Here is a 20,401-nt window from a genome sequence, read left to right as displayed (position 1 = left end):
ACGGCCGCCCTTCTCTTTTTTCCCGGTTGGTTGTGTGCGTTCCAGCAATGACGAAGCGTCGACGCGAGGGGGAACGCGACGACGTGCCGGCACGGCCGACGACCGAACAGGTCGATACCGAAATCCTCCGACTCTCCCCCGACCAGCGGCGCGCACGCGGGGTCACCGACGACGCCGTCCGGGCGGCCTTCTACGCCGCCGTGATCGACGGCGACCGCGAGCAGAAGGACCTCTCGGGGGCGACGCTCCCGGGGCTCTCGCTCTCCTACGCCGTCGTCGGCGGCGACGACAACCACCCGATCGACCTCCGCGGGGCGACCATCACCGGCCACCTCGACGTGGACCACGCCGACGTGCAGGTGCCCCTGTTGCTCGACGACGCCGAGGTGACGGGCGTGCGCTTCGACGAGACGAAGTTCGACCGCCTCTCCGGTGCGGACCTCACGGTGATCGGCGACGCCTCGATGCCCGAGACCCGCTTCCGCGAGGATGTGGACCTCACGAACGCCGACTTCGGCGGCGGGGTCGACCTCGACGGCGCCACCTTCGACGACCAACTCACCGCCGACAACGCCACCTTCAGCGGCGAACTCTCGGCTCGGGGCGCGGAGTTCCACGGCAGTTCGAACCGGCTGGAGGACAACACCAGCTTCGCCGGCGCCCGCTTCGCCTCGGGCGCTGACTTCACGCAGGCCGGGTTCGGCTTCGTGCGCTTCGCCGACGCCAGCTTCGAGGGCGAGGCGACGTTCCACGAGGCGGGGTTCGAGGGTGACGCGGGGTTCCGCCGGGTCTGGTTCGCCCGGGGCGCGACGTTCGACGAGGCCCGCTTCGGCGGCGACGCGGTGTTCGACGACGGCGTCGTCGAGGGCGCGGCGCTGTTCCGCGGCGCCGTCTTCTCGGGGGGGACACGGATCATCAAGGACGACGCCTCCTTCGACCGGGTGACGTTCGGCGACCGCGCTGCGTTCGACCACGCGAGCTTCCGGTACGCCTCGTTCACGGAGGCCGACTTCAAGGGGCTCGCCGAGTTCGAACACGTCCGGTTCGACGACGACGCGGACTTCCCGGGTGCGACGTTCGTCGGCGAGGCGACGTTCGACGAGGCACGCTTCGTCGCCGACTCGGACTTCTCGGAGACGGCCTTCCGCTCGCCGGTCGCGTTCCGCGGCGCGGAGTTCCTCGGCGACGCCAACCACTACCGCGACAGCGCGACGTTCGTCGACGCCGTCTTCGTCGACGACGCCGATTTCGGCGACGCGACGTTCACCTCCGGGGACTTCGAGGGGACCCGCTTCGGCGCCGTCGCGGACTTCGGGGACGTGACCGTCCGGGAGCGCCTCGACGTGGCGGCGGTGACTCACCGCGGCGGCGTCACCGACTCGGATCGCGGCTCGGTGATCGACATGAGCGGGATCAGCTTCCCCGAGGGCCGGATCGTCCAGCCCGCGGAAGGCTGGGTTCGCTACGACCTCACCAAGGCCAGCCTCGGCGAGGTGGAACTCACCTGCGCGTCAGCGGGCGACGAGCGGGAACTGCTCGACTACTTCCGGTTCTGTGACACCGAGTTCACGGAGTTCGACGGGAAGAACTTCGACTTCGGCGCCCACCTCTCGTACTTGGAGCGGAACAACTGGGTGCTGCACACGTTCGCCGGCGAGACGGCGCCGGACGTGGAACTGACGATGACCGCCGACGTGATCGAGCGCACCTACCTCAAGGCCAAGAACTGCGCGTCGCTGACCGGCGACACCACCGCCGCCGGGGAGTTCCGAGTCAAGCGCCAGCAGTTCTCCCGCCGGAAGAACCTCGACGTGGCCGGCGACCCCGAGGCGGCGCCGACGGCCCGCGTGCGGAACCTGGTCCGGGCCGGCGAGAACGCCTTCCTCGAAGTGACCTGTGGCCACGGGATGCGGCTGCTCCGGATCGTCGCCATCTTCCTGCTGTTGCCGCTGTTCCCGGCGCTGCTGTTCGCGTTCGGCGGGCCGGCGTTCGCGACGACGGCGGGTCAGATCGGCTCGCTCTCGGCGCTGTTCACCGCCGAGGGCCAGCACACGCTGTATCAGGCCGTTCGGTTCTCCTACGTGACCTACACGACCATCGCGTACGGCCAGATCAACCCCATCGGGGGGCTGGCCGTCGCGGTAGCGACCATCGAGGCGTACCTGAGTGCGGTGTTCGCCGCCCTCGTGGTGTATGCCTTGGTCGAACGGTCCGAGGTGTAAGCGATCACGGCGAGCGAGCCGCGACCGTCCCCGGACGGTCGCTCCGAGCCGATGCCGTGATCGTCTGTAAGGAAGCCGCGGCGGACGGGCGGTGAGTGGGAGGCTCCGGCAATAGGGCGTGTCGGCCACACTACCCTTATACGTACAGCCGAAACGAGGGGTATGAAGCGCGCCGACCCGCAACGAACCGAGGATCGGGTCGACGAGTATCTCGAACGGGTGCGTGGGCTCCCCGGTGACAGCGTCGCCGGAGCGTTCGGGGTGCCGACCCCACAGGACCGGGCCGATCCCTACGACGCGTTCGCCCAGACGTTCATCGCCGACGCGCCGCTCGACGGGCCGCTGTCGGAGTTCGATCTGGCGGTCAAGGAGAACATCGCCGTCGGCGGCGTGACGACGACCTGCGGCACGGACGCCTTCGAGTGGACGCCCGATGTGGACGCCGTCGCCGTCGAGCGCCTGCGGGCGGCCGGCGGGTCCATCGTTGGCACGACCGACATGGACCCGTTCGCGTTCGGGACGACGGGCGAGCTGAGTGCCCGGGGGCCGACACGGAACCCCGCCGTCGAGGGACACGTCCCCGGCGGGTCCTCCTCGGGGAGCGCCGCCGCAGTTGCCGGCGGCGCCGTCGACGCCGCACTCGGCACCGACACGGCCGGGAGCGTCCGGATTCCCGCCTCGTTCTGTGGCGTCGTCGGGTTCAAGCCGACTTACGGGATGGTTCCGGCCGAGGGAGTGGTGCCGCTCTCGCCGTCGAACGATCACGTCGGGGTGCTCGGCGACGACGTTCGGACCGCCGCGCAGGTGTTCGAGGCCATCGCCGGCCGGGAGGCGATCAACCCGGCCTCGTTGACGGCGCCCTCCCGACTCTCCTTTGTCGACGACATCGAGCGCCCGCCGCCGCGGCTCCGGATCGGCGTCGGCGCGGAGTTCATGGACGCCGCCGCGCCCGCCGTCGAGGCCACGGTCGAGGCGGCGCTGACGACCTGCGTGACCGAACTGGACGCCGAGGTCGGCACGGTGACGTTCCCCGAGGCCGAGGCGGCCGTCGACGCCAACGACGCCGGCACGGTGATGGAGTTCGCGGCGCTGCTGGAGCGGGGGAGCCTCCTCGAACGGGGGCAGTCGGCGGACCTTCGGGCGGCGCTCCGGGCCGCGAACCACCGTATCGACGCGCTCCCCGACCGCGTCGCCGGACTGATCGAGGTCGGTCGGGAGCTACTCGACCGCGCCCCCGACGCCTGCGGTCGGACGTGGGACGCCCGCCGGCGGACGGTCAGGCGCCAGCAGGCGCTGTTCACCGAAGCAGACGTGCTGGCGATGCCGACGACGCCGATCCCGGCGCCCTCCTTCGGCGCCGTCCCCGGCGAGGAGGGGATCTCGGTACTCGACACCGTGGAGAACACGGCGCCGTTCAACGCTACCGGCGCGCCCGCGGTGTCGGTGCCCTGTGGCGAGGTCGACGGCCGGCCGGTCGGCCTGCAGTTGGTCGGGCCGCCCGGGAGCGATGGCTTCCTCCTTCGGGTGGCGGAGTCGGTGGAGCGGGCGCTGACACAGTAGCGGCCGGCTGCCTCCTGAGCGCGTTCCCCGGGTCAGAACGTCGTCCCGCTCCCCAGCCAGAGCACGAACACGACGTAGCCAACGAGCATCGAGGTGACGAGCAGGAACACCGCGAGCCCGGAGGCCAGCATCCCCGCGGTCGCCCAGACGCCGTTGTCCCACGCCTCGTCGAAACTGCGGTCCTCGCGGCGGAGTTCCAGCAGGAACACCGCGAGGAACATCCCGACGACGACGCCGATGGGGCCGGCGACGAAGAAGAGGACCAGCCCCGTGACCGCCGCGATCAGGGTGGTGGTCCCGCTCGCGCCGCGGCCGCGGGCGGCCACGGCGCCGCCGAACAGGTCGACGACGACCGCGAGAACCCCGACGACGGTGAAGCTGAACAGCAGCCAGTACGTCATGTCCCCGGAGCCGAACAGGAACTCGACGTAGACGCCGGCGAGCGACAGCAGGCCCGCCGGAACCCCGGGGACGACACTGGCGATCACGCCCGCGATCAGCAGCGCCAGCGCGACCAGTGCCACGGCGTCGATCATGCTCGGAGGGACGTGAGCGGCGCTTAAGAATGTGGGCGGGCGCACCAGCGGATACTTACGTGGAGCGACGGGAGAGTGAGGTATGCCTATCGACCCGAACTTCGACACGACCCGCGAGCGCGTCGAAGGGGAGGAAGCCGCGGCCGCCAGCGGCGAGGACGCTGAGGAGGCCGCCGTCGCCGTCTGGGGGCCCGTCGACCCGCCGGAGAAACTCGGCATCCACGGGACCCACGTCGCCGTCGACTACGACCTCTGCATCGCCGACGGCACCTGTCTTGAGGACTGCCCCGTCGACGTGTTCACGTGGGTGGACACGCCCGGCCACCCCGAGAGCGACCGGAAAGTGGAACCGACCTTCGAGGACCAGTGTATCGACTGCATGCTCTGTGTCGACGTCTGCCCCGTCGACGCCATCGACGTGGACGCGAGCCGCGCCGGCGGCGGCGGCCTGTAGTTCCCGTTCAGTCAGTTCCGACCCAATCAGTTCCAGTACTGCCGGTGCTCCTTCGCCGCCTCGGTGCCGTACGTATCGACCAGCGGCTCGCAGGCGTCGCCGAACGCGCGCATCGTCATTCGGGTCGACACGCGGTCGAGGTCGTCGGCGACGGCGTCCCACTCGCGGTTCTGCAGCACTTTCTCAACGAGCAGGCGCTCCGCTGACGGGTCCAGCCCCGCATCACCGAGAATCAGGTCCCGCAGCGCCAGTTCGGTGAAGGCGGCGGGCGCGGCGTGATAGCTCCCCATCCCGTTGGCGGCGTCGACGACGACCCGCCAGTCGCGTTCGCCGAGGCCCGGGTTCTCCGGAACCGCGTCGTCGTCGACGGATCGGAGCGCTCGGCGAACCACGTCCGGATCGAGATCCGCGAGCGGGCCGGTCAGGACCCCCGGCGCGCGCTCGCGGAACCACTCGCTGTGGCGGGCCGCGAGGTCGGCGCCGTCGTCGGTCAGCGGGCGCATCATCAGCGCGGAGTGCTCGCCGCTGCTGTCGTTCTTCGTGGTCGAGAGGTGGACCGTCCGGTAGCCGTTCTCGGCCCAGAAGTCGAGCAGGTCCGGGGTCGCGCCGTAGCCGACGCCGAGGTAGTCCACCTGTTCGCCCAGCGAGTCCGAACCCCTGCCCCCGTCCTCCCGGAACTCCGCCTCCACCTCGTCGAGCAGCAGCGAGCCGAGGCCGCCCGAGCGGACGGCGTGGTGGGTCGCGATCCGCATGACCCGGTAGCCCACCGGCGCGCCGCCGTCGCGGTCCCGGAGCTGGCTGGTGAACACGTCCGGGAGCATGTTCCCGCGGACGCGCTCGCCGCGGTAGACTCGCTCTCTGGTCTCCTCACTCAAGCCGCCCTCACGAGCCAGCAGGGCGATGCTGGCCACCCGACCCTCGCGAGTGAGCGCGCGGCAGGTTAGGTTCGGCGCGTCGAGGAGTCGGGCGAGGTCGTCGGGTTCCGTGCGGTAGTGAGCGAGGACGAGCAGGCCGAACGCCTCGCGGAGCAGGTGTTCGTCGGCGAGCAGTCGCTCCGGCGTGAGGGTCTCGTAGCTCACCGAATCGGGGGTGGCGTCGGCGACCAACTGATCGACGGGCGGCCGGGCGTCGAGCAACAGCGCCCGGAACGCCCACGACTCGATGGGGTCGCCGGCGGCGTAGCGGATCGGTTCGTCGAGGCGCACGTCGATCACATCCCGCTCTGAGTCGGCGAGGTGGTCGCGGAACCGCACGTCGAAGCTCCGGCCCGCCCCCTCGTAGCCGTGGACGGTCGTGCAGAACGCGACCGGCGGGCCCTCGACGAACCGTTCGAGCAGCGAGACCGGGAGCGCCGCCGCCTCGTCGACGATGACGGCGTCCGGCTCCCCGGGGAGGGCGGCGGCGTCGGGCGGGCGGGCGAAGCGCACGCACCCGCCGGAGTCAGCGTCGATGGCGTGCGTCGAATCCGCGAGGAGGGAGTCGGTGGCTACCAGCCGCTCCCGAGCACGCTCGAAGATTTCGTCGGCGCCGCGGCGGTCCGGGGCGGTGACGAGCACGTCCCGACCCTCGCGGGCGAGTGCGCCTGCCGCGAGTCCGGCAGCGCTTGACTTCCCGCGGCCGCGGTCGGCCTCGACGACGACGGCGGGTGGGCCATCGTCGTCCTTGTCTCCCGCGTGGTGGTCAACGTCGTCGCCCCGGAGGGCTTCGAGTTCGTGGACCGCTTCGGCCTGATCCACGGTCATGCAGGCCCGGTAGGTCTCCGCGGGGAACACCGCGTCAGCGGGCGGCTCGGGCGCCTCGCGGGGGCGAGCGGGGAACGGGTCGGTGAGGCCGTCGTCGCGGACTTCGACCGCACCGCTCTCGGGGCCGTCGTAGTCGCCGCCGACCTCACAGATCGCGACGCCGGGGTGCTCCCGAAGCGTGGCGACGAGGCGGCGGCGGAACTGGCCGGTCACGTCGTCGACGCCGAATGGGGGCACCGCGAGCGTCTCGTCGAAGGCGTCGTGGCGGTCGGCCCAGTCGTCGAGTTCGGGAGCGAGCAGGACGTAGAGGCCGCCACCGTCGACGGCGCCGACGGTCCGACCGATGGCGTTGGGCGAGCACTCGTCGTGGCCGTCGAGGACGACCGCCTGCTGGGTTCGGCCGAGCAGTTCGCGGGACTCCCGCGGGCCGTGGTACTCGAACGGCCAGTCGTCGGCGGCCGAGATCGCCGTACACTCCGTGATCGGGAGGTCGGCGGCCCCGATGGCGTCGACGGCCGCGGCGCGGGTGGCGTCGGCGTCGCCGGCGAGCACGAGCGCGCGGCGCTCGTTCGCGCGCTCGGCCTCCGCTCGGAGGTCGGCGGCGAGCGAGGAGAGGGTCATGGAGCGGCGTTCGCCCGCCGGCGGTTTGCCCGTTTCGGCTGCCGTGTCGGGCGCTGACACGGTCCCGGCAGTTTGAACACGCTTTTACGTGCCCCTGTAGAACTGACGGGCGAAGCCTGTCCGGGGTTGATGATACTCCCCACCGCTAGGGACGCGGTTCCGGTGGGGCAGTCGAGCCCGCAGGCAGGACCGAGGTACTACAACAATGCCAGTTTACGTCGACTACGACACCCCCGCCGACCTCGCCGACCGCGCGCTCGACGCGCTCGAGGTCGCCCGGGACACCGGTACCGTCAAGAAAGGAACCAACGAGACGACCAAGGCCGTCGAGCGAGGGAACGCGGACCTCGTCTTCGTCGCCGAGGACGTCCAGCCCGAGGAGATCGTCATGCACCTGCCCGAGCTCGCCGAGGAGAAGGGCATCGCGGTCGTCTTCGTCGAGACTCAGGACGACCTGGGTCACGCCGCCGGCCTCGAGGTCGGCAGCGCCGCCGCCGGCATCGTCGACGCCGGTGACGCCGAGGAAGACGTCGAGGACATCTCCGAGAAGGTCGAGGAGCTCCGATAAATTATGAGCGCAGAAGAGGAGGCCGGCGGCGACTCGACGCCCGCCGAGGTGATCGAGATCGTCGGCAAGACCGGGATGCACGGCGAGGCCATGCAGGTCAAGTGCCGCATTCAGGACGGCTCGAACCAAGGCCGCATCATCACGCGGAACGTGCTGGGCCCCGTCCGCGAGGGCGACATCCTCCAGCTACGGGAGACCCAGCGTGACGCCGACTCTATCGGAGGTGCCTGATGCCCCAGAACCGATCCTGTGACTACTGTGGCGACGACATCGAGCCCGGGACGGGTACGATGTTCGTCCACGTGAACGGTACGGTCGTCCACTACTGCTCGGCGAAGTGCGAGAAGAACGCCGACCTCGGGCGCGAGCCCCGGGACCTCGAGTGGACCGAGGAAGGCGGCGACCACGGCGTCGAAGCCGAGGAAGCCGCTGAGCCCGAGGAGGAGGAGACCGAGGAAGCCGAACCCGAGACCGAGGAAGTCGAGGAGGAGGCCGACGACGAAGCCGAGTCCGAGACGGCTGACGAGGCCGACGACGAAGCCGACGAGGACGAAGAATGAGCGAGCGCGAGCGAACCTTCGTCATGGTCAAGCCCGACGGCGTCCAGCGCGGGCTGATCGGCGAGATCGTCTCGCGCTTCGAGGAGCGCGGCCTGAAGCTGGTCGCCGGGAAGTTCATCGAGATCCCGCGTGAGCTCGCCGAGGAACACTACGGCGAGCACTCGGACAAGCCGTTCTTCGACGGCCTCGTCGACTTCATCACGTCCGGACCCGTCTTCGCGATGGTCTGGGAGGGCGGCGACGCCACCCGACAGGTCCGATCGATGGTCGGCGAGACCGACCCCGCCGAGTCCCCCGCGGGCACGATCCGCGGCGATCTCGGCCTCGACCTGGGTCGCAACGTGATCCACGCGTCCGATCACGAGGACCCCGGTTCGAACGAGCGCGAAATCGACCTGTTCTTCGACGAGGACGAACTGGTCGACTACGAGCGGGCCGACGAAGGCTGGCTCTACGAGTAACGCGGCTCGCGGCTTTTCGCGTTTTCCCGACCCCGTAGCGGCGGCGCCGGAACCACAAACGCCACGTTCCCGGCGCCCCAAGCAGTCAGCGTATGCTCCTGAGAGCCATCACGTTCGTCTCCGGCGTCGCGGGCGCCGCCCTCCCCGAGAAGTCCATCGAGATCGGCAAGCAGTCGATGCTGGTGGGCTACGAGAACCCCGAGGACCTCGTCGCCGAGGACTGGTACGTCGACGCCGTCCGTTACACCTCGATCCTGCTCGCTGTCGCGGCCCTGATCGCGCCGTTCCTCCCGACGCCCAGCGAGGGCGGCGACAGCGACGACGCGGCCGACGACGGCCCCGTCGTCGAAGTGATCCAGTCGAGCGACGACTGAGAACTACCCCTCGAACGGCCGCTCGTCCCCGCTGACGCTGTCGACGATGGCGTCGCCGTCGGGGCGGTCGGCCAACCAGAACAGTTTGTACGCGTCGACGACCCGCGAGAACTCGATCTCGGGAGCGTCGGCGAGGATCGACCCCCTGAGGGTCCACTTGAACGCCGCTTCTTCGGCTTTCTCGTCAGCTTGTGCCGGCGAGAGTTCGGCCGGTAGCACCAGCACGTCCTCGATCCGCCGCTCCGTGGTCTCGGGGACCGTGTCGGCACGGACCGCGAGGCGCCGGGATCGGTCCACGCTGATCACGCTCCGGTCGGTCCGCGGGGAGAGTAGCGGTCGGTCGACCGTGATCTCCGCCTCGTACACCCTGACGGGGTAGGCGACCGCCCCGACCCGACCCGCCGAATCGACCGACGAACGGGGGACGCTCGGCTCGATGACGGGCAGCGAGACCGCCTCGTGGCGGTCGCCCACGAGCGGGTGGTCGGCGGCCGGGAGCGGGTCGTCGCTCGGAATCGTCCCGTCGCTCGGGCCCGACCCGGGCTCAGTCGTCATCCTCCCAGTAGCCCGAGGCGGCGACGTGGGCGCGGATGTTGTCGGCTTCGGTGAGCACCTTCGGCGACGTGTCGGTCGCCTCGGCGGCGCCGACGTCGTCGACGCTCGTGCCGCCGTCGGCGACGTACTCGGGCGTGCCGGCCGTGTCGTCCGCGGAGACGATGGCCGAGAGCGGCTTGTCGAAGGCGTCGAAGTGCTCGTCGACGTTCTCGGGCGGCTCGGTCAGCAGCGAGACGACGACCAGCGTGAGCGTCGAGAGGATGAAGGCCGGGAACAGGCCGTACACCGTGACCAGGCCGTACCAGAACGCCGACGACTCGGGCGGCATCGCGCCGACCCAGCCCAGCACCGTCGAGAGTTGGGTCCACAGCACCATCGTCGTCGTCCCGACGAGCATGCTGGCGACCGAACCCTTCGCCGTGACGCGCTTCCACCAGAGCGTGGCGATCACCGTCGGCCCGATGGCGGCGCCCAGCCCGCCCCACGCGTAGTCGAGGACCAGCGTGTATATCGGCGTGTCCTGGGCGATGAACGCGAAGGCGACGCTCGCGGCGCCGAGACCGAAGGTGACGTAGCGGGAGTACCGGACCAGTTCCTTCTGAGTGGCGTCGCGGTCGAGGAAGCCGTGGTAGACGTCCTCGACGACGGCGCTCGTGGCGACGAGCAGTTGCGAGTCCGCACTCGACATCATCGCGGCCAGCGCGGCCGCGAGCACGATCCCGGCCACCGCGCCGGGCAGCAGTTCGAGCGTGAGTCGGGGCATCGCGTTGTCGGGGTCGGCGAGTGCGCCGTCGCCGAAGGTGGCGATGGCGTACAGCCCCACAAGCGCGGCGCCGATGTACGCGACGAACATGAACAGCTGAGCGACCAGCGCCGCGAGTCGGACGTTCCGCACCTTGTCGATCCCCATGAACCGGACCATGATGTGGGGGTTCCCGGGGACGCCGAGGCCGATGGCGGCGTAGCTGATGACGCCGAAGACGGCGGTCCAGCCGGCCATCCCGGCGGTGATGCTGGTCGCGGAGTCGCCCGCGGCGGCCGCGACCGCCTCGAAGGGCAGGCCCATGTCGGCGAACGCGAGCACCGGGAGGACGATGAACGCCGCGAGGATGATCGCCCCCTGGAAGTAGTCCGACCACGCGACCGCGAAGTAGCCCCCGAGGAACGTGTAGCCGATGACGATGACGCCGCCGCCGACGATACCGATCCACGGCTCGATCCCCGTCAGGATCTGGAGCAGCGTCCCCGCCGCGACGATCTGAGCGCCGACGTAGCCACCCTCGAACAGCATCAACACGACCGCCGAGACGGCCTTCACGGCGCCGGTGTCGTCGCCCAGCCGCGTCTCGAAGAACGTCGGCAGCGTCACCGACCGGACGAGTTCGGTGTACTTCCGGAGCCGTTTGGCGATGCCGGCCCACGCGAACAGGTCCGCCGGGATCATCCCCAGGCCGTTGAGGAACGCCATGATTCCCGTCCCGTAGGCGTCGGCGGGAACCCCGAGGGTGAGCCAGCCGCTCATCTCGGAGGCCCGTTCGGAGAAGCCGGTGACGACCGGGCCGATCTGGCGCCCCCCGATCACGTAGTCGCCGACGGAGTCCATGAACCGGGAGGCCCACAGGCCGATCCCGATCAGGACGACGAGGTAGAGCGCGAACGTCCCGAGCACCCAGCCCCCCGCGGCGCCGGCGATGCCGCCGCCCTGCATCGGCACGAGACCGACGCTACTGGGCATGCTCACCCTCCTCGTAGCGTTCGCGGAGCGCCCGTTCGCGCCGACCCTCCCAGACGTAGTAGACGATCAACATCAGGAAGAAGACGGCGTACGGTCCGACGAGCCCCAACCAGTCGAGCGTACTCATGGCTGCCATACCCGTCCCGGGGTTCGGCGATGTCCCGTATATGCGTTTGCCTACAGGCTCGCGGGTGTGGCCGGGTCGGTGGTCGCTCCCCGACTCGGTCACTCGGAGGGCGCCACCACGGCCCCGGCAAGTGCCGCGAGCTTCTCACGAAACGCCGGGGTGGGCAACGACGCCAGCCCGCCGTTCGGGACGATATACGCCGTCTCGAACGTCTGACTCGGGATGCGGCCGAGCACCCAGTCCACGCGGTCGGCGACGGTTCCGGGGTCCTCGAGGTCGGGGTCGCGGGCGTCGACCAGCCCCAACGCGACCGAGTCCTTCGTCCCGAACTCCGTGACGTTGTAGAGGTGGGTCTCGCGGTCGCCGGCGACGAAGTCGAACGCGAAGGCGTCCACGTCGGCGTCCATCAGGTGGGCGTAGGGTTTCTCCTCGTAGGCGGCGCCCCACGTCTGGAGGACGGTGTCGGCACCGCTGGCGCCGGCGAGCGTGTCGATGGCCTCGCTCGCTCGGGCGTCGACGCCGTCCCCCGGCGGGTCCGTAACGAGCGCCGGATCGAGGATCGAGAGAGTCCCGTGATCGGGCAGCGCCGCGACCTCGCCGGCGAGGTAGTCGGTGATCGGGGCGAGCGCATCGGCGCCGCGGTCGGTCCGCCGGGCGAGCGTGTACGGCCCGGGGACGACGGCATGCAGCGACTCCTCGGGGGTGAGCAGCGCCGCGGCGGCGGCGTGTTCGGCGGCGAGCGTGCCGGTAGGAGTGAGTTCGCCCTCGATCCGGAGGCCGTCCTCGCCCTGTTCGACGGCGTCGTGGCGTGCGAGCGGCGCCGTGAGGTCGCTCCAGCCGGCTTGTCCCTCGACGACGTGGTCGATCCCGGCCCCGCGCTGGGCGTCGACGCCCGCCTCGCGGGCCTGCTCGGCGGTCGAACCCTCCGGCGACGGGAACAGCCCGACGGTCGTGGCGACGCGGTCAGTCATGTGGGCCAGTCCGGGTGCCGTCGGTTAAGCCCCCGCGGTCGGCAGCGGACGAGTTCTTAGGCCAGCCGAAAAACCGGAACGACTATGAGTGTTTAGGCGAGCCAAAACCCATGGCGAAACGAGACACGCTGACGCGGCGACGGCTTCTCGGGACGAGCGCAGCCGTGGGGTCCGGTCTGCTCGCGGGCTGTTCCGGGTCGACGACGACGGAGACGCCCAGCGGGGGCGGGACGGCGACGCCAGAGCCGACGGCGACGCCCGACGGGAGCTACACGGTCGAGATGGCGCCGGTCGGGCGCGTGGAGTTCGACACGGTGCCGGAAGACTGGCTGCCCTACACCGGTGACTACGCCGACATGGGGGTCGCGCTCGGACAGGCCGAGGGGCTGCAGGGGATCGGACTCACGGCACGCTTCGGGACGCACTACTACGACGACCTGCCCGGCGTCTCGGTCAACCCCGACGAGCTGACGGCGCTGTACGACGGTGGGACTGACAAGGAGGTCTTCTACGAGGTCGACGCCGACGTGCACGTGATCGATCCGAACTTCATGATCAACCGCCTCGGCTGGAGCCAAGCGGACGTGGACGAGATCGACGGGCAGGTGGGCCCCTTCGTCGGCAACACGACGTTCTCGCGGGCCTACGGCTGGCACGACTACGAGTACTACTCGATGTACGAGGCCTTCGAGAAGGTCGCCGAGGTCTTCCAGCAGCGGGCCCGCTACGAGGCCTTCGCGACGCTCCACGACGAGGTCATCGCCGACGTGGAGCGCCGACTGCCGGCCGAGCGCCCCGACATCGCGCTGCTGTACCCCGCCGGGATCCCGCCGGAGTCGTTCTACCCGTACCTGCTCGGGGAGGGCACACAGGGCAAGCAGTGGCGCGACCTCGGCGTCGGCGACGCGCTCGCTCAGAACGGCGTCACCGACGCACAGGCCGGCGGTGGCACCGTCGACTTCGAGACGCTGTTGGAGATCGACCCCGACGCGCTGGCGATCCGACTGCAGGGTGAGATCACCGAGTCGTACTTCGAGGAGAACATCCGGACGCCACTGGAGGAACACGAGGTCGCGAGCGAACTCACCGCGGTCCAGAACGACCGCGTGATCTACGGCGGGCTCACGTACCAGGGACCGATCATCCACCTGTTCCAACTCGAATCGGCCGCACAGGGACTGTTCCCCGAGGAGTTCGCCGGCGAGGAGCTGTTCGACCGCCAGCGCGTCGCCGACATCGTGACGGGTGAGTTCGATGCGTGATGGCGAGGGCACCGACGCCACCGAACCGGACCACGACGTGGTCGTCGTCGGCGGCGGGCCGACCGGCAGCGGCGTCGCGACGTTCACCGCCCGCTACGGGCTCGACACGGTGGTATACGACCGCGGGAACGCGGCGCTGGCCCGCGCGGCGTTCATCGAGAACTACCCCGGCTTCCCCGGCGGGATCGACACAGAAACGCTGACCGACCTGTTCCACGACGGGCTCGAAGCGGCAGGCGCGACCCACGTGCCTGACCTCGTCGACGCCGTTGCCCGGCGTGAGGACGGCGAGGGCACGGGCTTCCGGGTCGTCACCAGCGAGGGCGAGACGGTCACCGCACGCTACATCGTCGCCGCCGCGTGGTACGACGCCTCCTACCTGAAGCCTCTGGAGGAGGACGACGAGATGTTCGAAGTCGAAATGCACCACGGCGAGGAGCACGAACAGCTCGACCGGAGTTTCGCCGACGCCGACGGTCGGACGCCGATCGACGGGCTCTACGTCGCCGCGCCGACCGAGCAGCGCAACGCGCAGGTCGTCGTCGCCGCCGGCCACGGCGGGCACGTCGCCCGGACGCTGCTACAGGACCACCGCGAGGCCGAGGGGCTGGCAGGCGGCGTCGCCCCGGTGTACGACTGGCTGCGCCCGGAGACGGAGTTCAGCGGCCCGTGGGCCGAGCGCGAGCGCTGGGCAGAGTGGTTCGAGAACGAACTTGACGGAACCGACGCGGGCGACGCTGAGGTCGAGCGACTGCGGGAGCGCTACATCGACCGGGCGTTCGACACGGAGCGTTCGCCCGAGGAGGTCGAGGAGCTACGGGCGGAGGGGCACCGACGGCTCGCCGAACACCTCGACACGGCGGCGGTGCTCGACGCCGTCGACGACGAGGCCATCGAGGCGTACCTCGACGGCCGGTAGCTCACCGAGGGCAGAGGCGGGTCGACAACCCCGCGGTGAGGAGAAGTAAGGACGCCTACTGGACGGTCTCCTCCTGACTGTTCTCGCTCGAGGTCCAGTTGGCGTTCGAGGAGTACGGGCCGCCGGTCGGGATCGAGACCGAAGGCTGTTCGCCGCCGGCGCTGGCGCTGAAGCCGAAGCCGTAGGTGGCTCCGCCCGTCTCGAGGAGCGAGCGCGGGACGCTGATGATCGCCTGCGAGCCGGACTTGACGGCGGTGAACCCGGAGGGGAGCGCCGACCAGCCGGTGCCGTCGTCCTTCTCCCACTCGGGGACGCTGCTGACGCCCGAGTAGCGGAACGCGTCGTTGCCCTCTGCGTTCCAAGCCACCTGGAAGTCGTAGCCGCCGTCGTCCTCCACGTCGAACGGCATCGAGAAGTTCGCGTTCGCGAAGTTCGGGTCGGCCAGGCTGTACTGGCTCCCGTCGGGTTCGTCGAACGTGATACCGTAGACGACGTTCGCCTCGCCGTAGGCGACGTCGACGCGGGCGACGCCGTCGGGGATGGGCTGGGTGATGCCATCGGGGTTGACGTAGTCGGCGCTGTAGGAGGCGTCGATGCAGGGGTTGTTCGTCCCGTCGCCGTGTCGGGCCTGTTCGGCGTAGAACTCGAGGTCGAACATGACGGAGTCGGTCTGGATCTCGTTGCCCACGTCGGTGGGGACCTCCCACTCGAAGCAGACGCAGGTCTCCGCCGCGTTGACTTCCTCGTCGATGAAGGGTTGCTCGACACCCTCGAAGACGGGGCGGTCCGCGAGGGGTGCGTCGCCGTCCCCGTCACCGGAGAGCGGCACACCGGCAGCGAGCATCGCCATGACCTCCGCGAGCGAGCCCGAGACGATCTCGTCGCCGATCACGGTGGTGGTCTCGCCGTCGGCCTCCTCAGTCGTGCAGTACGAGAGCGAGACCGTCATCGCGTCGGCCAGCTGGCCGTTCGCGGGGGTCGATCCGTACAGCTCATCGAGGGTCTCGGCCTCGGGTTCGGTGGTGCCGTTCTGGGCGTTCTGGGTCAGCCCCCCGCACATCCAGAGATACGCGGGGTTGTCGACGATCGAGAAGCAGAACTCGCCTTCGCCGGAGTCGCCGGGCTTGAGGTCGGACACTTCGATCCGGAGCGGCTCACCGTCGCCGCCGCCGACGACGTTGCCGTCGATGAACGTTCCGGGCGGCGTGCTGTACTGCGCGTAGCTGCCCTGGTCTTCGGAGTAGTCGACGTGCACGAACAGGTCGAGGGACCCCGCCTCGAGGGTGTTCCCGGAGAACGACTCGGTGTCGTTGAAGTACGCGGTCGTACCGAGTCCGGCACCCGCGCTCGCGAGGCCGATCGCGCCGACGCCGCCGAGTACCTTCCGTCGAGACACTGTGAAAGAGTTGTCGTCAGTCATTGTTTTGATGTCCGAACGGGGGCGGAGCCGTCGTCGACTGGCGCCCCGATCGGTTACTGCTGAGGAGTTCGGCGGTGGGATTAGTTACGAGTCCCCACGCCGCCAACGAACGTGCGATTCGGGTCGGCAGACTGACGGGCAGGAAGGGCCTGTCGGCGGGGTACGGTGTCCGTACCGGCGCTCTAACGGGCAGAAAACGCGGTCTCGGTGCTCGGGCGAGGCCGGCTACTGGTCGGGCCTGAAGTGGCAGGCGACGGTCCGGCCATCGCGGTCAACGTCAGCCCGTGGGTCCCCACCCGCGTCGCGTTCGACCAGCGCCGGGTCCGCCTCGACACAGCGTGCCGCATCATCGTCGCCGAGACGCTCGCGCAGGTGACAGCGCGGGTGGAACCGACAGCCCGTCGGCGGGTCCGAGGGGTCCGGCGGCGAGCCCGGGAGTCGGATGCGGTCGTCAGGTTCGGGGTCGGCCCGAACGCGGGGGACGCTGGACAGCAGCGCCTCCGTGTAGGGATGAGCCGGCTCGTCGAGCACCGTTTCCAGCCCGCCGAGTTCGACGAACTCGCCGAGGTACATCACCGCGACCCGGTCGGCGACCTGTCTGACGACGCTCACGTCGTGGGTGATCAGGAGGTAGGTCAGACCGCGCTCGGCCTGCAGGTCCCGGAGCAGTTCGAGGACGCCCGCACGGACGCTCACGTCCAGGGCCGACACCGGCTCGTCGAGGACGAGCAGGTCGGGTTCGAGCGCGAGCGCCCGGGCGATGCCGACACGCTGGCGCTGGCCACCCGAGAGTTCGTGGGGGAACGCGTCGTAGTGCCGATTGGGGTCGAGGCCGACCGTCTCGAGCAGCTCACGGACGTACGCCGCCCGGTCCTCGGCGCGCTCGTCGTGGATGACCAACGGCTCGGCGACGATGCGGCCGACAGTCATGCGCTCGTTGAGCGTCGAGAACGGGTCCTGAAACACCATCTGGACCCGGCGGCGGAACGACTTGTCGGCGCCGCCGTCGAGCGGTTCGCCGTCGAAGACGACCCCGCCCGCGGTGGGCTCGTCGAGACCGATCACCGTCTCCGCGAGCGTCGATTTCCCACAGCCGGACTCGCCGACGACCGCGAGCGTCTCGCCCGCCTCGAGGTCGAAGCTCACGCCGTCGACGGCCTGCACGGCGCCCGTCTTGCGGCCGAGGATGCCCGAGCGGACGGGGTAGTGGCGCTTCAGGTCCCGGACCGAGAGCAGCGGATCGGCTGGCTCGGTCATCGGCTCTCACCTCCACGCCACTCGATCGACTCGACTGCCGAGCGGTCGTAGGCGTCGCCGCCGGGGTGGTCCTCGGTGTAGGCGTAGCAGGTCGCCTCGTGGGCGGTGGCGTCGGTAGGAGCATCGTCGCCGTCGCCGCTCGTGCCGTCGTCGCCGCCGTCAGCGAACCGCACCGTCGGCGGCACCGCGGCGTCACAGAGCCCGGCCTCGGCGGCCGGACAGCGCGGGTGGAACCGACAGCCTGCGGGTGGGTCCTCAAGACTTGGCGGCGAGCCGCCGATCGGTTCCAGATCCCGGCGCACGTCCACGTCGGGGACGCTCCGGAGGAACGCCTGCGTGTAGGGGTGTCGAGGTGAGCCGAGCAGCGCCTTCCGGGAGCCGCGCTCGATGATCCGGCCGGCGTACATCACCGCGATCCGTTCACAGAGTTGGGAGACCACCCCGAGGTCGTGACTGATCAGCAGCAGTGACATCCCGCGGTCGGCGACGAGGTCCCGGAGCAGGTCGACGAGGCCGGCCTGCACGCTCACGTCCAGCCCCGTCGTCGGCTCGTCGGCGATCAGGAGGTCCGGTTCGCCGGCCAGCGCCATCGCCACCATCGCGCGCTGGGCCATGCCGCCGGAGTACTCGTGGGGGTAGTCACGGAACCGCCCCGCCGGGTCGCCGATGCCGACCTCCGCGAGCAGGTCGATCGCCTCCTCGCGGGCCTCGTCCTTCGACACCTCTCGGCTCGCCCGGACCGCCTCGACGATCTGGGCGCCGACGGTACGGCTCGGGTCGAACGCGGCCTCGGCGTTCTGGAACACCATCCCGATCCCGGAGCCCCGGACCTCGCGGAGCTCCCGGGTGGACGCGCCGACCAGTTCCTCGCCGCGCCAGCGCACCGAACCGGAGACGTCGCCGTCGCCGATCAGGCCGACGATAGAGCGGACGGTGACGGATTTCCCGGCGCCGGACTCGCCGACGACGCCGAGCGTCTCGCCGGCCCGGAGGTCGAATCCCACGCCGTCGACGGCGACGAGTGGGTCCCTGTGGCCGAACTGGGTTCTGAGGTCCTCGACTCGGAGGAGGGGCTGGTCGGCGGGGCCGGTGTCGTGGCCGTCGACAGTCTCCCCGGCATCGGCGCCGCTCGGCGTCGACGGGGCGTCGGTCGTGGAGTGAGTGTCAGCCATCGATGGTCACCTGTTTGGGTCGGTTCGGGGGTCGAGTACGTCGCGCAGGCCGTCCCCGAGGAGGTTGAAGCCGAGGACGGCGACGACGATGGCCAGCCCCGGGAAGACGCTGTACCACCACTCCCCGCTGTCGACGAACCCCTTGCCGACCCGGAGGATCGACCCCCACGAGGGTTTCGGCGAGGGGACGCCGACACCGAGGAACGAAAGCGAGGACTCCAGCACGATGGCCAGCGCGGCCGTCACCGTCGCCTGCACGAGGATCGCCGAGAGGCAGAACGGCAGGACGTGGACGGCGATGATCCGGACGTGGGAGGCTCCCAGCGAGCGCGCGACGCGGACGTGCTCCTCCTCGACCACCGAGACGGCGCTGCCGCGGGTGACGCGGGCGAACTGGGGGATGTAGACGATCCCGAGCGCCAGCACGATATTGGTCAGGGACTGGCCGAACACGGCCACGAGCGTCAGCCCGAGCAGGATCGCCGGGAACGCGAAGATCGAGTCCATCAGCCGCATCAGCGCGTCGTCGACGCGGCCGCCGGCGTAGCCCGCCAGCAGGCCGATGGGGACGCCGACGGCGCCGGCGACCAGCGGGGTGGCAACGGCAACCTGCAGGGCGATCCGGGCGCCGAACAGTACCCGCGAGAGCAGGTCCCGGCCGTAGCGATCGGTCCCCATCGGGTGGGCGAGGCTCGGCCCCTGCAGGCGCGCGGGCACGTCGACGGCCGTCGGGTCATAGGGGGCGAGGATCGGCGCGAAGAGGGCGATCAGGAGCACGGCGCCGGTGATGAGCAGGCCGCCCATCGCGAGGTTGTTCCGGCGGAACCGCGCGGCGAAGGCTCTCGTCCGGCGGGCGAGCGGGGAATCGGTCCAGCCACGGTCGACGGCGTCGGCGCCGTCGTCGGCGTTCGCGTCGCTCATCCCTCACCCCGCAGCTTCGGGTTCAGGTAGAAGTACGCCGCGTCGACGACGACGTTGACGACGACGAAAAAGGTCGTGTAGACGAGCACGACCCCCTGCAGGGTGATGTAGTCGCGGCTGCCGATGGCGTCGATGAGCAGCCGACCCATCCCCGGGATCGAGAACACCTGCTCGATGACGACCGAGCCGCCCAGCAGGTAGCCGAACTGCATCCCGATCACCGTCACGACCGGGATGAAGGCGTTCTTCGTCGCGTGGGCCAGCACGCGGAGTTCGCCGACGCCCTTCATCCGGACGGCGTCGAGGTACTCCCGGCGGAGCTCTTCGAGCAGTTCAGAGCGGAGCATGCGCGTGACGACGGCGGCCATCGCCGTCCCGAGGGTGATCCCCGGGAGGATCAGGTAGCGAACCCCCTCGACGGGGTCCTCCAGCGGTGAGACGTAGCCCGCCACCGGGAGCCAGTCGAGGGAGACCCCGAACAGGAGCAGGAGCACGACGCCCAGCCAGAAGTTCGGGACCGATACCCCGAGCAGGCCGAAGCCGAGGCCGACGCCGTCGAGCGCGTTCCCGCGGTTGGTCGCGCTCAGCAGGCCGGCAGGGATGGCGACCGTGATCGAGACCAGAAAGCCCGCGAGCGTGAGAAACAGCGTCGTCGGCAGGCGGCCGGCGATGGCGGCGCTGACCGAGCGGTCGGTGACGTAGGAGCGCCCGAGGTCCCCACGGAGGGCGTCAGCCACGTAGTCGACGTACTGGACGTGGATCGGCTCGTTCAGCCCCATCTCCGCGCGGACCGCCGCGAGCCGCTCGGGCGAGGCGTCGGCGCCGAGCATCACGATGGCCGGATCGCCGGGGACCATCCTGACGAGGCCGAAGACGGCGACCGAAACCAACGCGAGCACCGGCAGCGCCCAGAGCAGCCGCCGGACCATGAACGCCTGCAGCCGTGAGACCATCGCCGCCCGGT

21 protein-coding genes are annotated in these 20,401 nt (G+C 70.2%); 10 read left to right on the top strand and 11 right to left on the bottom strand.

Annotated features, from left to right (window positions below; all coding sequences use genetic code 11):
• Nucleotides 1-47 precede the first annotated feature (47 nt).
• Together NO998_RS02250 and NO998_RS02245 are read left to right on the top strand one after the other, a co-directional pair.
• On the top strand, nt 48-2,222 hold the full coding sequence (locus NO998_RS02250; RefSeq protein ID WP_267645400.1) for a pentapeptide repeat-containing protein: 2,175 nt from the start codon (nt 48-50) through the stop codon (nt 2,220-2,222).
• A 162-nt stretch (nt 2,223-2,384) separates the two neighbouring features.
• The gene (locus NO998_RS02245) at nt 2,385-3,782 is read left to right on the top strand and encodes an amidase (protein ID WP_267645399.1); all 1,398 of its coding nucleotides are present in this window, start codon (nt 2,385-2,387) and stop codon (nt 3,780-3,782) included.
• A 32-nt stretch (nt 3,783-3,814) separates the two neighbouring features.
• Here NO998_RS02245 and NO998_RS02240 read toward each other — a convergent pair whose 3' ends face one another.
• Nucleotides 3,815-4,318, bottom strand: a complete 504-nt coding sequence (locus NO998_RS02240) for a DUF456 domain-containing protein (RefSeq protein ID WP_267645398.1) — start codon at nt 4,316-4,318, stop codon at nt 3,815-3,817.
• Nucleotides 4,319-4,400: 82 nt separating this feature from the next.
• Here NO998_RS02240 and NO998_RS02235 point away from each other — a divergent pair, with 82 nt between their 5' ends.
• A complete protein-coding gene (locus tag NO998_RS02235; protein ID WP_267645396.1) occupies nt 4,401-4,772 on the top strand; it encodes a 4Fe-4S dicluster domain-containing protein in 372 nt (123 codons plus the stop codon).
• Nucleotides 4,773-4,798: 26 nt separating this feature from the next.
• On the opposite strand, the gene tmcA is transcribed toward NO998_RS02235, so the two are convergent.
• Nucleotides 4,799-7,135, bottom strand: a complete 2,337-nt coding sequence (gene tmcA / locus NO998_RS02230; RefSeq protein WP_267645394.1) for a tRNA(Met) cytidine acetyltransferase TmcA — start codon at nt 7,133-7,135, stop codon at nt 4,799-4,801.
• Nucleotides 7,136-7,340: 205 nt separating this feature from the next.
• Here tmcA and rpl7ae point away from each other — a divergent pair, with 205 nt between their 5' ends.
• The 5 genes from rpl7ae to NO998_RS02205 all read left to right on the top strand — a co-directional run bounded on the left by rpl7ae (nt 7,341) and on the right by NO998_RS02205 (nt 9,098).
• On the top strand, nt 7,341-7,703 hold the full coding sequence (gene rpl7ae / locus NO998_RS02225) for a 50S ribosomal protein L7Ae (RefSeq protein WP_267645393.1): 363 nt from the start codon (nt 7,341-7,343) through the stop codon (nt 7,701-7,703).
• Nucleotides 7,704-7,706: 3 nt separating this feature from the next.
• Nucleotides 7,707-7,934 (top strand): 30S ribosomal protein S28e, encoded by a 228-nt coding sequence (locus NO998_RS02220; protein WP_267645391.1) that lies wholly within the window; start codon nt 7,707-7,709, stop codon nt 7,932-7,934.
• Nucleotides 7,934-8,263 carry a 50S ribosomal protein L24e gene (locus NO998_RS15810; RefSeq protein WP_345781112.1) on the top strand — a complete coding sequence of 110 codons (330 nt, stop codon included), beginning with the start codon at nt 7,934-7,936 and terminating at the stop codon, nt 8,261-8,263. The genes NO998_RS02220 and NO998_RS15810 overlap by 1 nt, the downstream gene beginning before the upstream one ends.
• Nucleotides 8,260-8,724 carry a nucleoside-diphosphate kinase gene (gene ndk, locus NO998_RS02210; RefSeq protein WP_267645390.1) on the top strand — a complete coding sequence of 155 codons (465 nt, stop codon included), beginning with the start codon at nt 8,260-8,262 and terminating at the stop codon, nt 8,722-8,724. The genes NO998_RS15810 and ndk overlap by 4 nt, the downstream gene beginning before the upstream one ends.
• Nucleotides 8,725-8,816: 92 nt before the next feature.
• Nucleotides 8,817-9,098: a hypothetical protein gene (locus NO998_RS02205; RefSeq protein WP_267645389.1), complete on the top strand. Its 282-nt coding sequence runs from the start codon at nt 8,817-8,819 to the stop codon at nt 9,096-9,098.
• Between the two features lie 3 nt (nt 9,099-9,101).
• Here the strand turns inward: NO998_RS02205 and NO998_RS02200 are convergent, their stop codons facing one another.
• The 4 genes from NO998_RS02200 to NO998_RS02185 all read right to left on the bottom strand — a co-directional run bounded on the left by NO998_RS02200 (nt 9,102) and on the right by NO998_RS02185 (nt 12,486).
• The gene (locus tag NO998_RS02200) at nt 9,102-9,653 is read right to left on the bottom strand and encodes a hypothetical protein (protein ID WP_267645388.1); all 552 of its coding nucleotides are present in this window, start codon (nt 9,651-9,653) and stop codon (nt 9,102-9,104) included.
• Entirely contained in the window at nt 9,643-11,361 is a 1,719-nt protein-coding gene (locus tag NO998_RS02195) for a sodium/proline symporter (protein ID WP_345781123.1), read from the bottom strand. The genes NO998_RS02200 and NO998_RS02195 overlap by 11 nt, the downstream gene beginning before the upstream one ends.
• A 16-nt stretch (nt 11,362-11,377) precedes the next feature.
• Nucleotides 11,378-11,524 (bottom strand): hypothetical protein, encoded by a 147-nt coding sequence (locus NO998_RS02190; RefSeq protein ID WP_267645386.1) that lies wholly within the window; start codon nt 11,522-11,524, stop codon nt 11,378-11,380.
• An 89-nt stretch (nt 11,525-11,613) separates the two neighbouring features.
• Complete coding sequence (locus NO998_RS02185) at nt 11,614-12,486, bottom strand: 5-methyltetrahydropteroyltriglutamate--homocysteine methyltransferase (RefSeq protein ID WP_267645385.1); 873 nt, start codon at nt 12,484-12,486, stop codon at nt 11,614-11,616.
• Nucleotides 12,487-12,596: 110 nt separating this feature from the next.
• On the opposite strand from NO998_RS02185, the gene NO998_RS02180 reads away from it, so the two are divergent.
• Complete coding sequence (locus tag NO998_RS02180; RefSeq protein WP_267645384.1) at nt 12,597-13,748, top strand: ABC transporter substrate-binding protein; 1,152 nt, start codon at nt 12,597-12,599, stop codon at nt 13,746-13,748.
• Nucleotides 13,741-14,667, top strand: coding sequence for an NAD(P)/FAD-dependent oxidoreductase (locus NO998_RS02175; RefSeq protein WP_267645383.1), 927 nt, complete (start codon nt 13,741-13,743; stop codon nt 14,665-14,667). The genes NO998_RS02180 and NO998_RS02175 overlap by 8 nt, the downstream gene beginning before the upstream one ends.
• 55 nt (nt 14,668-14,722) lie before the next feature.
• Here the strand turns inward: NO998_RS02175 and NO998_RS02170 are convergent, their stop codons facing one another.
• The 5 genes from NO998_RS02170 to NO998_RS02150 form a co-directional block, all read right to left on the bottom strand.
• Nucleotides 14,723-16,087, bottom strand: a complete 1,365-nt coding sequence (locus NO998_RS02170) for a SipW-dependent-type signal peptide-containing protein (RefSeq protein WP_267645382.1) — start codon at nt 16,085-16,087, stop codon at nt 14,723-14,725.
• Between the two features lie 225 nt (nt 16,088-16,312).
• A complete protein-coding gene (locus tag NO998_RS02165) occupies nt 16,313-17,344 on the bottom strand; it encodes an ABC transporter ATP-binding protein (protein WP_267645380.1) in 1,032 nt (343 codons plus the stop codon).
• Entirely contained in the window at nt 17,341-18,516 is a 1,176-nt protein-coding gene (locus NO998_RS02160; RefSeq protein WP_267645379.1) for an ABC transporter ATP-binding protein, read from the bottom strand. Before NO998_RS02160 ends, NO998_RS02165 begins: the two co-directional genes overlap by 4 nt.
• A 6-nt stretch (nt 18,517-18,522) precedes the next feature.
• Nucleotides 18,523-19,437, bottom strand: coding sequence for an ABC transporter permease (locus NO998_RS02155; protein ID WP_267645378.1), 915 nt, complete (start codon nt 19,435-19,437; stop codon nt 18,523-18,525).
• Nucleotides 19,434-20,390: an ABC transporter permease gene (locus NO998_RS02150; protein ID WP_267645376.1), complete on the bottom strand. Its 957-nt coding sequence runs from the start codon at nt 20,388-20,390 to the stop codon at nt 19,434-19,436. The genes NO998_RS02155 and NO998_RS02150 overlap by 4 nt, the downstream gene beginning before the upstream one ends.
• Nucleotides 20,391-20,401: the final 11 nt, after the last annotated feature.

Source organism: Halolamina litorea (assembly GCF_026616205.1).
In the GTDB taxonomy this organism is placed as follows: domain Archaea; phylum Halobacteriota; class Halobacteria; order Halobacteriales; family Haloferacaceae; genus Halolamina; species Halolamina litorea.
This window is presented reverse-complemented; position numbering and strand designations above follow the sequence as displayed.

Excerpts from the sequence above, each read along its gene's own strand:
- NO998_RS02180 (WP_267645384.1), top strand. The coding sequence starts at position 12,597 with ATGGCGAAACGAGACACGCTGACGCGGCGACGGCTTCTCGGGACGAGC.
- NO998_RS02165 (WP_267645380.1), bottom strand. The coding sequence starts at position 17,344 with ATGACCGAGCCAGCCGATCCGCTGCTCTCGGTCCGGGACCTGAAGCGC.
- NO998_RS02205 (WP_267645389.1), top strand. The coding sequence starts at position 8,817 with ATGCTCCTGAGAGCCATCACGTTCGTCTCCGGCGTCGCGGGCGCCGCC.
- NO998_RS02240 (WP_267645398.1), bottom strand. The coding sequence starts at position 4,318 with ATGATCGACGCCGTGGCACTGGTCGCGCTGGCGCTGCTGATCGCGGGC.
- ndk (WP_267645390.1), top strand. The coding sequence starts at position 8,260 with ATGAGCGAGCGCGAGCGAACCTTCGTCATGGTCAAGCCCGACGGCGTC.
- NO998_RS02235 (WP_267645396.1), top strand. The coding sequence starts at position 4,401 with ATGCCTATCGACCCGAACTTCGACACGACCCGCGAGCGCGTCGAAGGG.
- NO998_RS02150 (WP_267645376.1), bottom strand. The coding sequence starts at position 20,390 with ATGGTCTCACGGCTGCAGGCGTTCATGGTCCGGCGGCTGCTCTGGGCG.
- NO998_RS02155 (WP_267645378.1), bottom strand. The coding sequence starts at position 19,437 with ATGAGCGACGCGAACGCCGACGACGGCGCCGACGCCGTCGACCGTGGC.
- NO998_RS02200 (WP_267645388.1), bottom strand. The coding sequence starts at position 9,653 with ATGACGACTGAGCCCGGGTCGGGCCCGAGCGACGGGACGATTCCGAGC.
- NO998_RS02160 (WP_267645379.1), bottom strand. The coding sequence starts at position 18,516 with ATGGCTGACACTCACTCCACGACCGACGCCCCGTCGACGCCGAGCGGC.
- NO998_RS02195 (WP_345781123.1), bottom strand. The coding sequence starts at position 11,361 with ATGCAGGGCGGCGGCATCGCCGGCGCCGCGGGGGGCTGGGTGCTCGGG.
- NO998_RS02175 (WP_267645383.1), top strand. The coding sequence starts at position 13,741 with ATGCGTGATGGCGAGGGCACCGACGCCACCGAACCGGACCACGACGTG.
- NO998_RS02220 (WP_267645391.1), top strand. The coding sequence starts at position 7,707 with ATGAGCGCAGAAGAGGAGGCCGGCGGCGACTCGACGCCCGCCGAGGTG.
- tmcA (WP_267645394.1), bottom strand. The coding sequence starts at position 7,135 with ATGACCCTCTCCTCGCTCGCCGCCGACCTCCGAGCGGAGGCCGAGCGC.
- rpl7ae (WP_267645393.1), top strand. The coding sequence starts at position 7,341 with ATGCCAGTTTACGTCGACTACGACACCCCCGCCGACCTCGCCGACCGC.
- NO998_RS02185 (WP_267645385.1), bottom strand. The coding sequence starts at position 12,486 with ATGACTGACCGCGTCGCCACGACCGTCGGGCTGTTCCCGTCGCCGGAG.
- NO998_RS15810 (WP_345781112.1), top strand. The coding sequence starts at position 7,934 with ATGCCCCAGAACCGATCCTGTGACTACTGTGGCGACGACATCGAGCCC.
- NO998_RS02190 (WP_267645386.1), bottom strand. The coding sequence starts at position 11,524 with ATGGCAGCCATGAGTACGCTCGACTGGTTGGGGCTCGTCGGACCGTAC.
- NO998_RS02250 (WP_267645400.1), top strand. The coding sequence starts at position 48 with ATGACGAAGCGTCGACGCGAGGGGGAACGCGACGACGTGCCGGCACGG.
- NO998_RS02170 (WP_267645382.1), bottom strand. The coding sequence starts at position 16,087 with ATGACTGACGACAACTCTTTCACAGTGTCTCGACGGAAGGTACTCGGC.
- NO998_RS02245 (WP_267645399.1), top strand. The coding sequence starts at position 2,385 with ATGAAGCGCGCCGACCCGCAACGAACCGAGGATCGGGTCGACGAGTAT.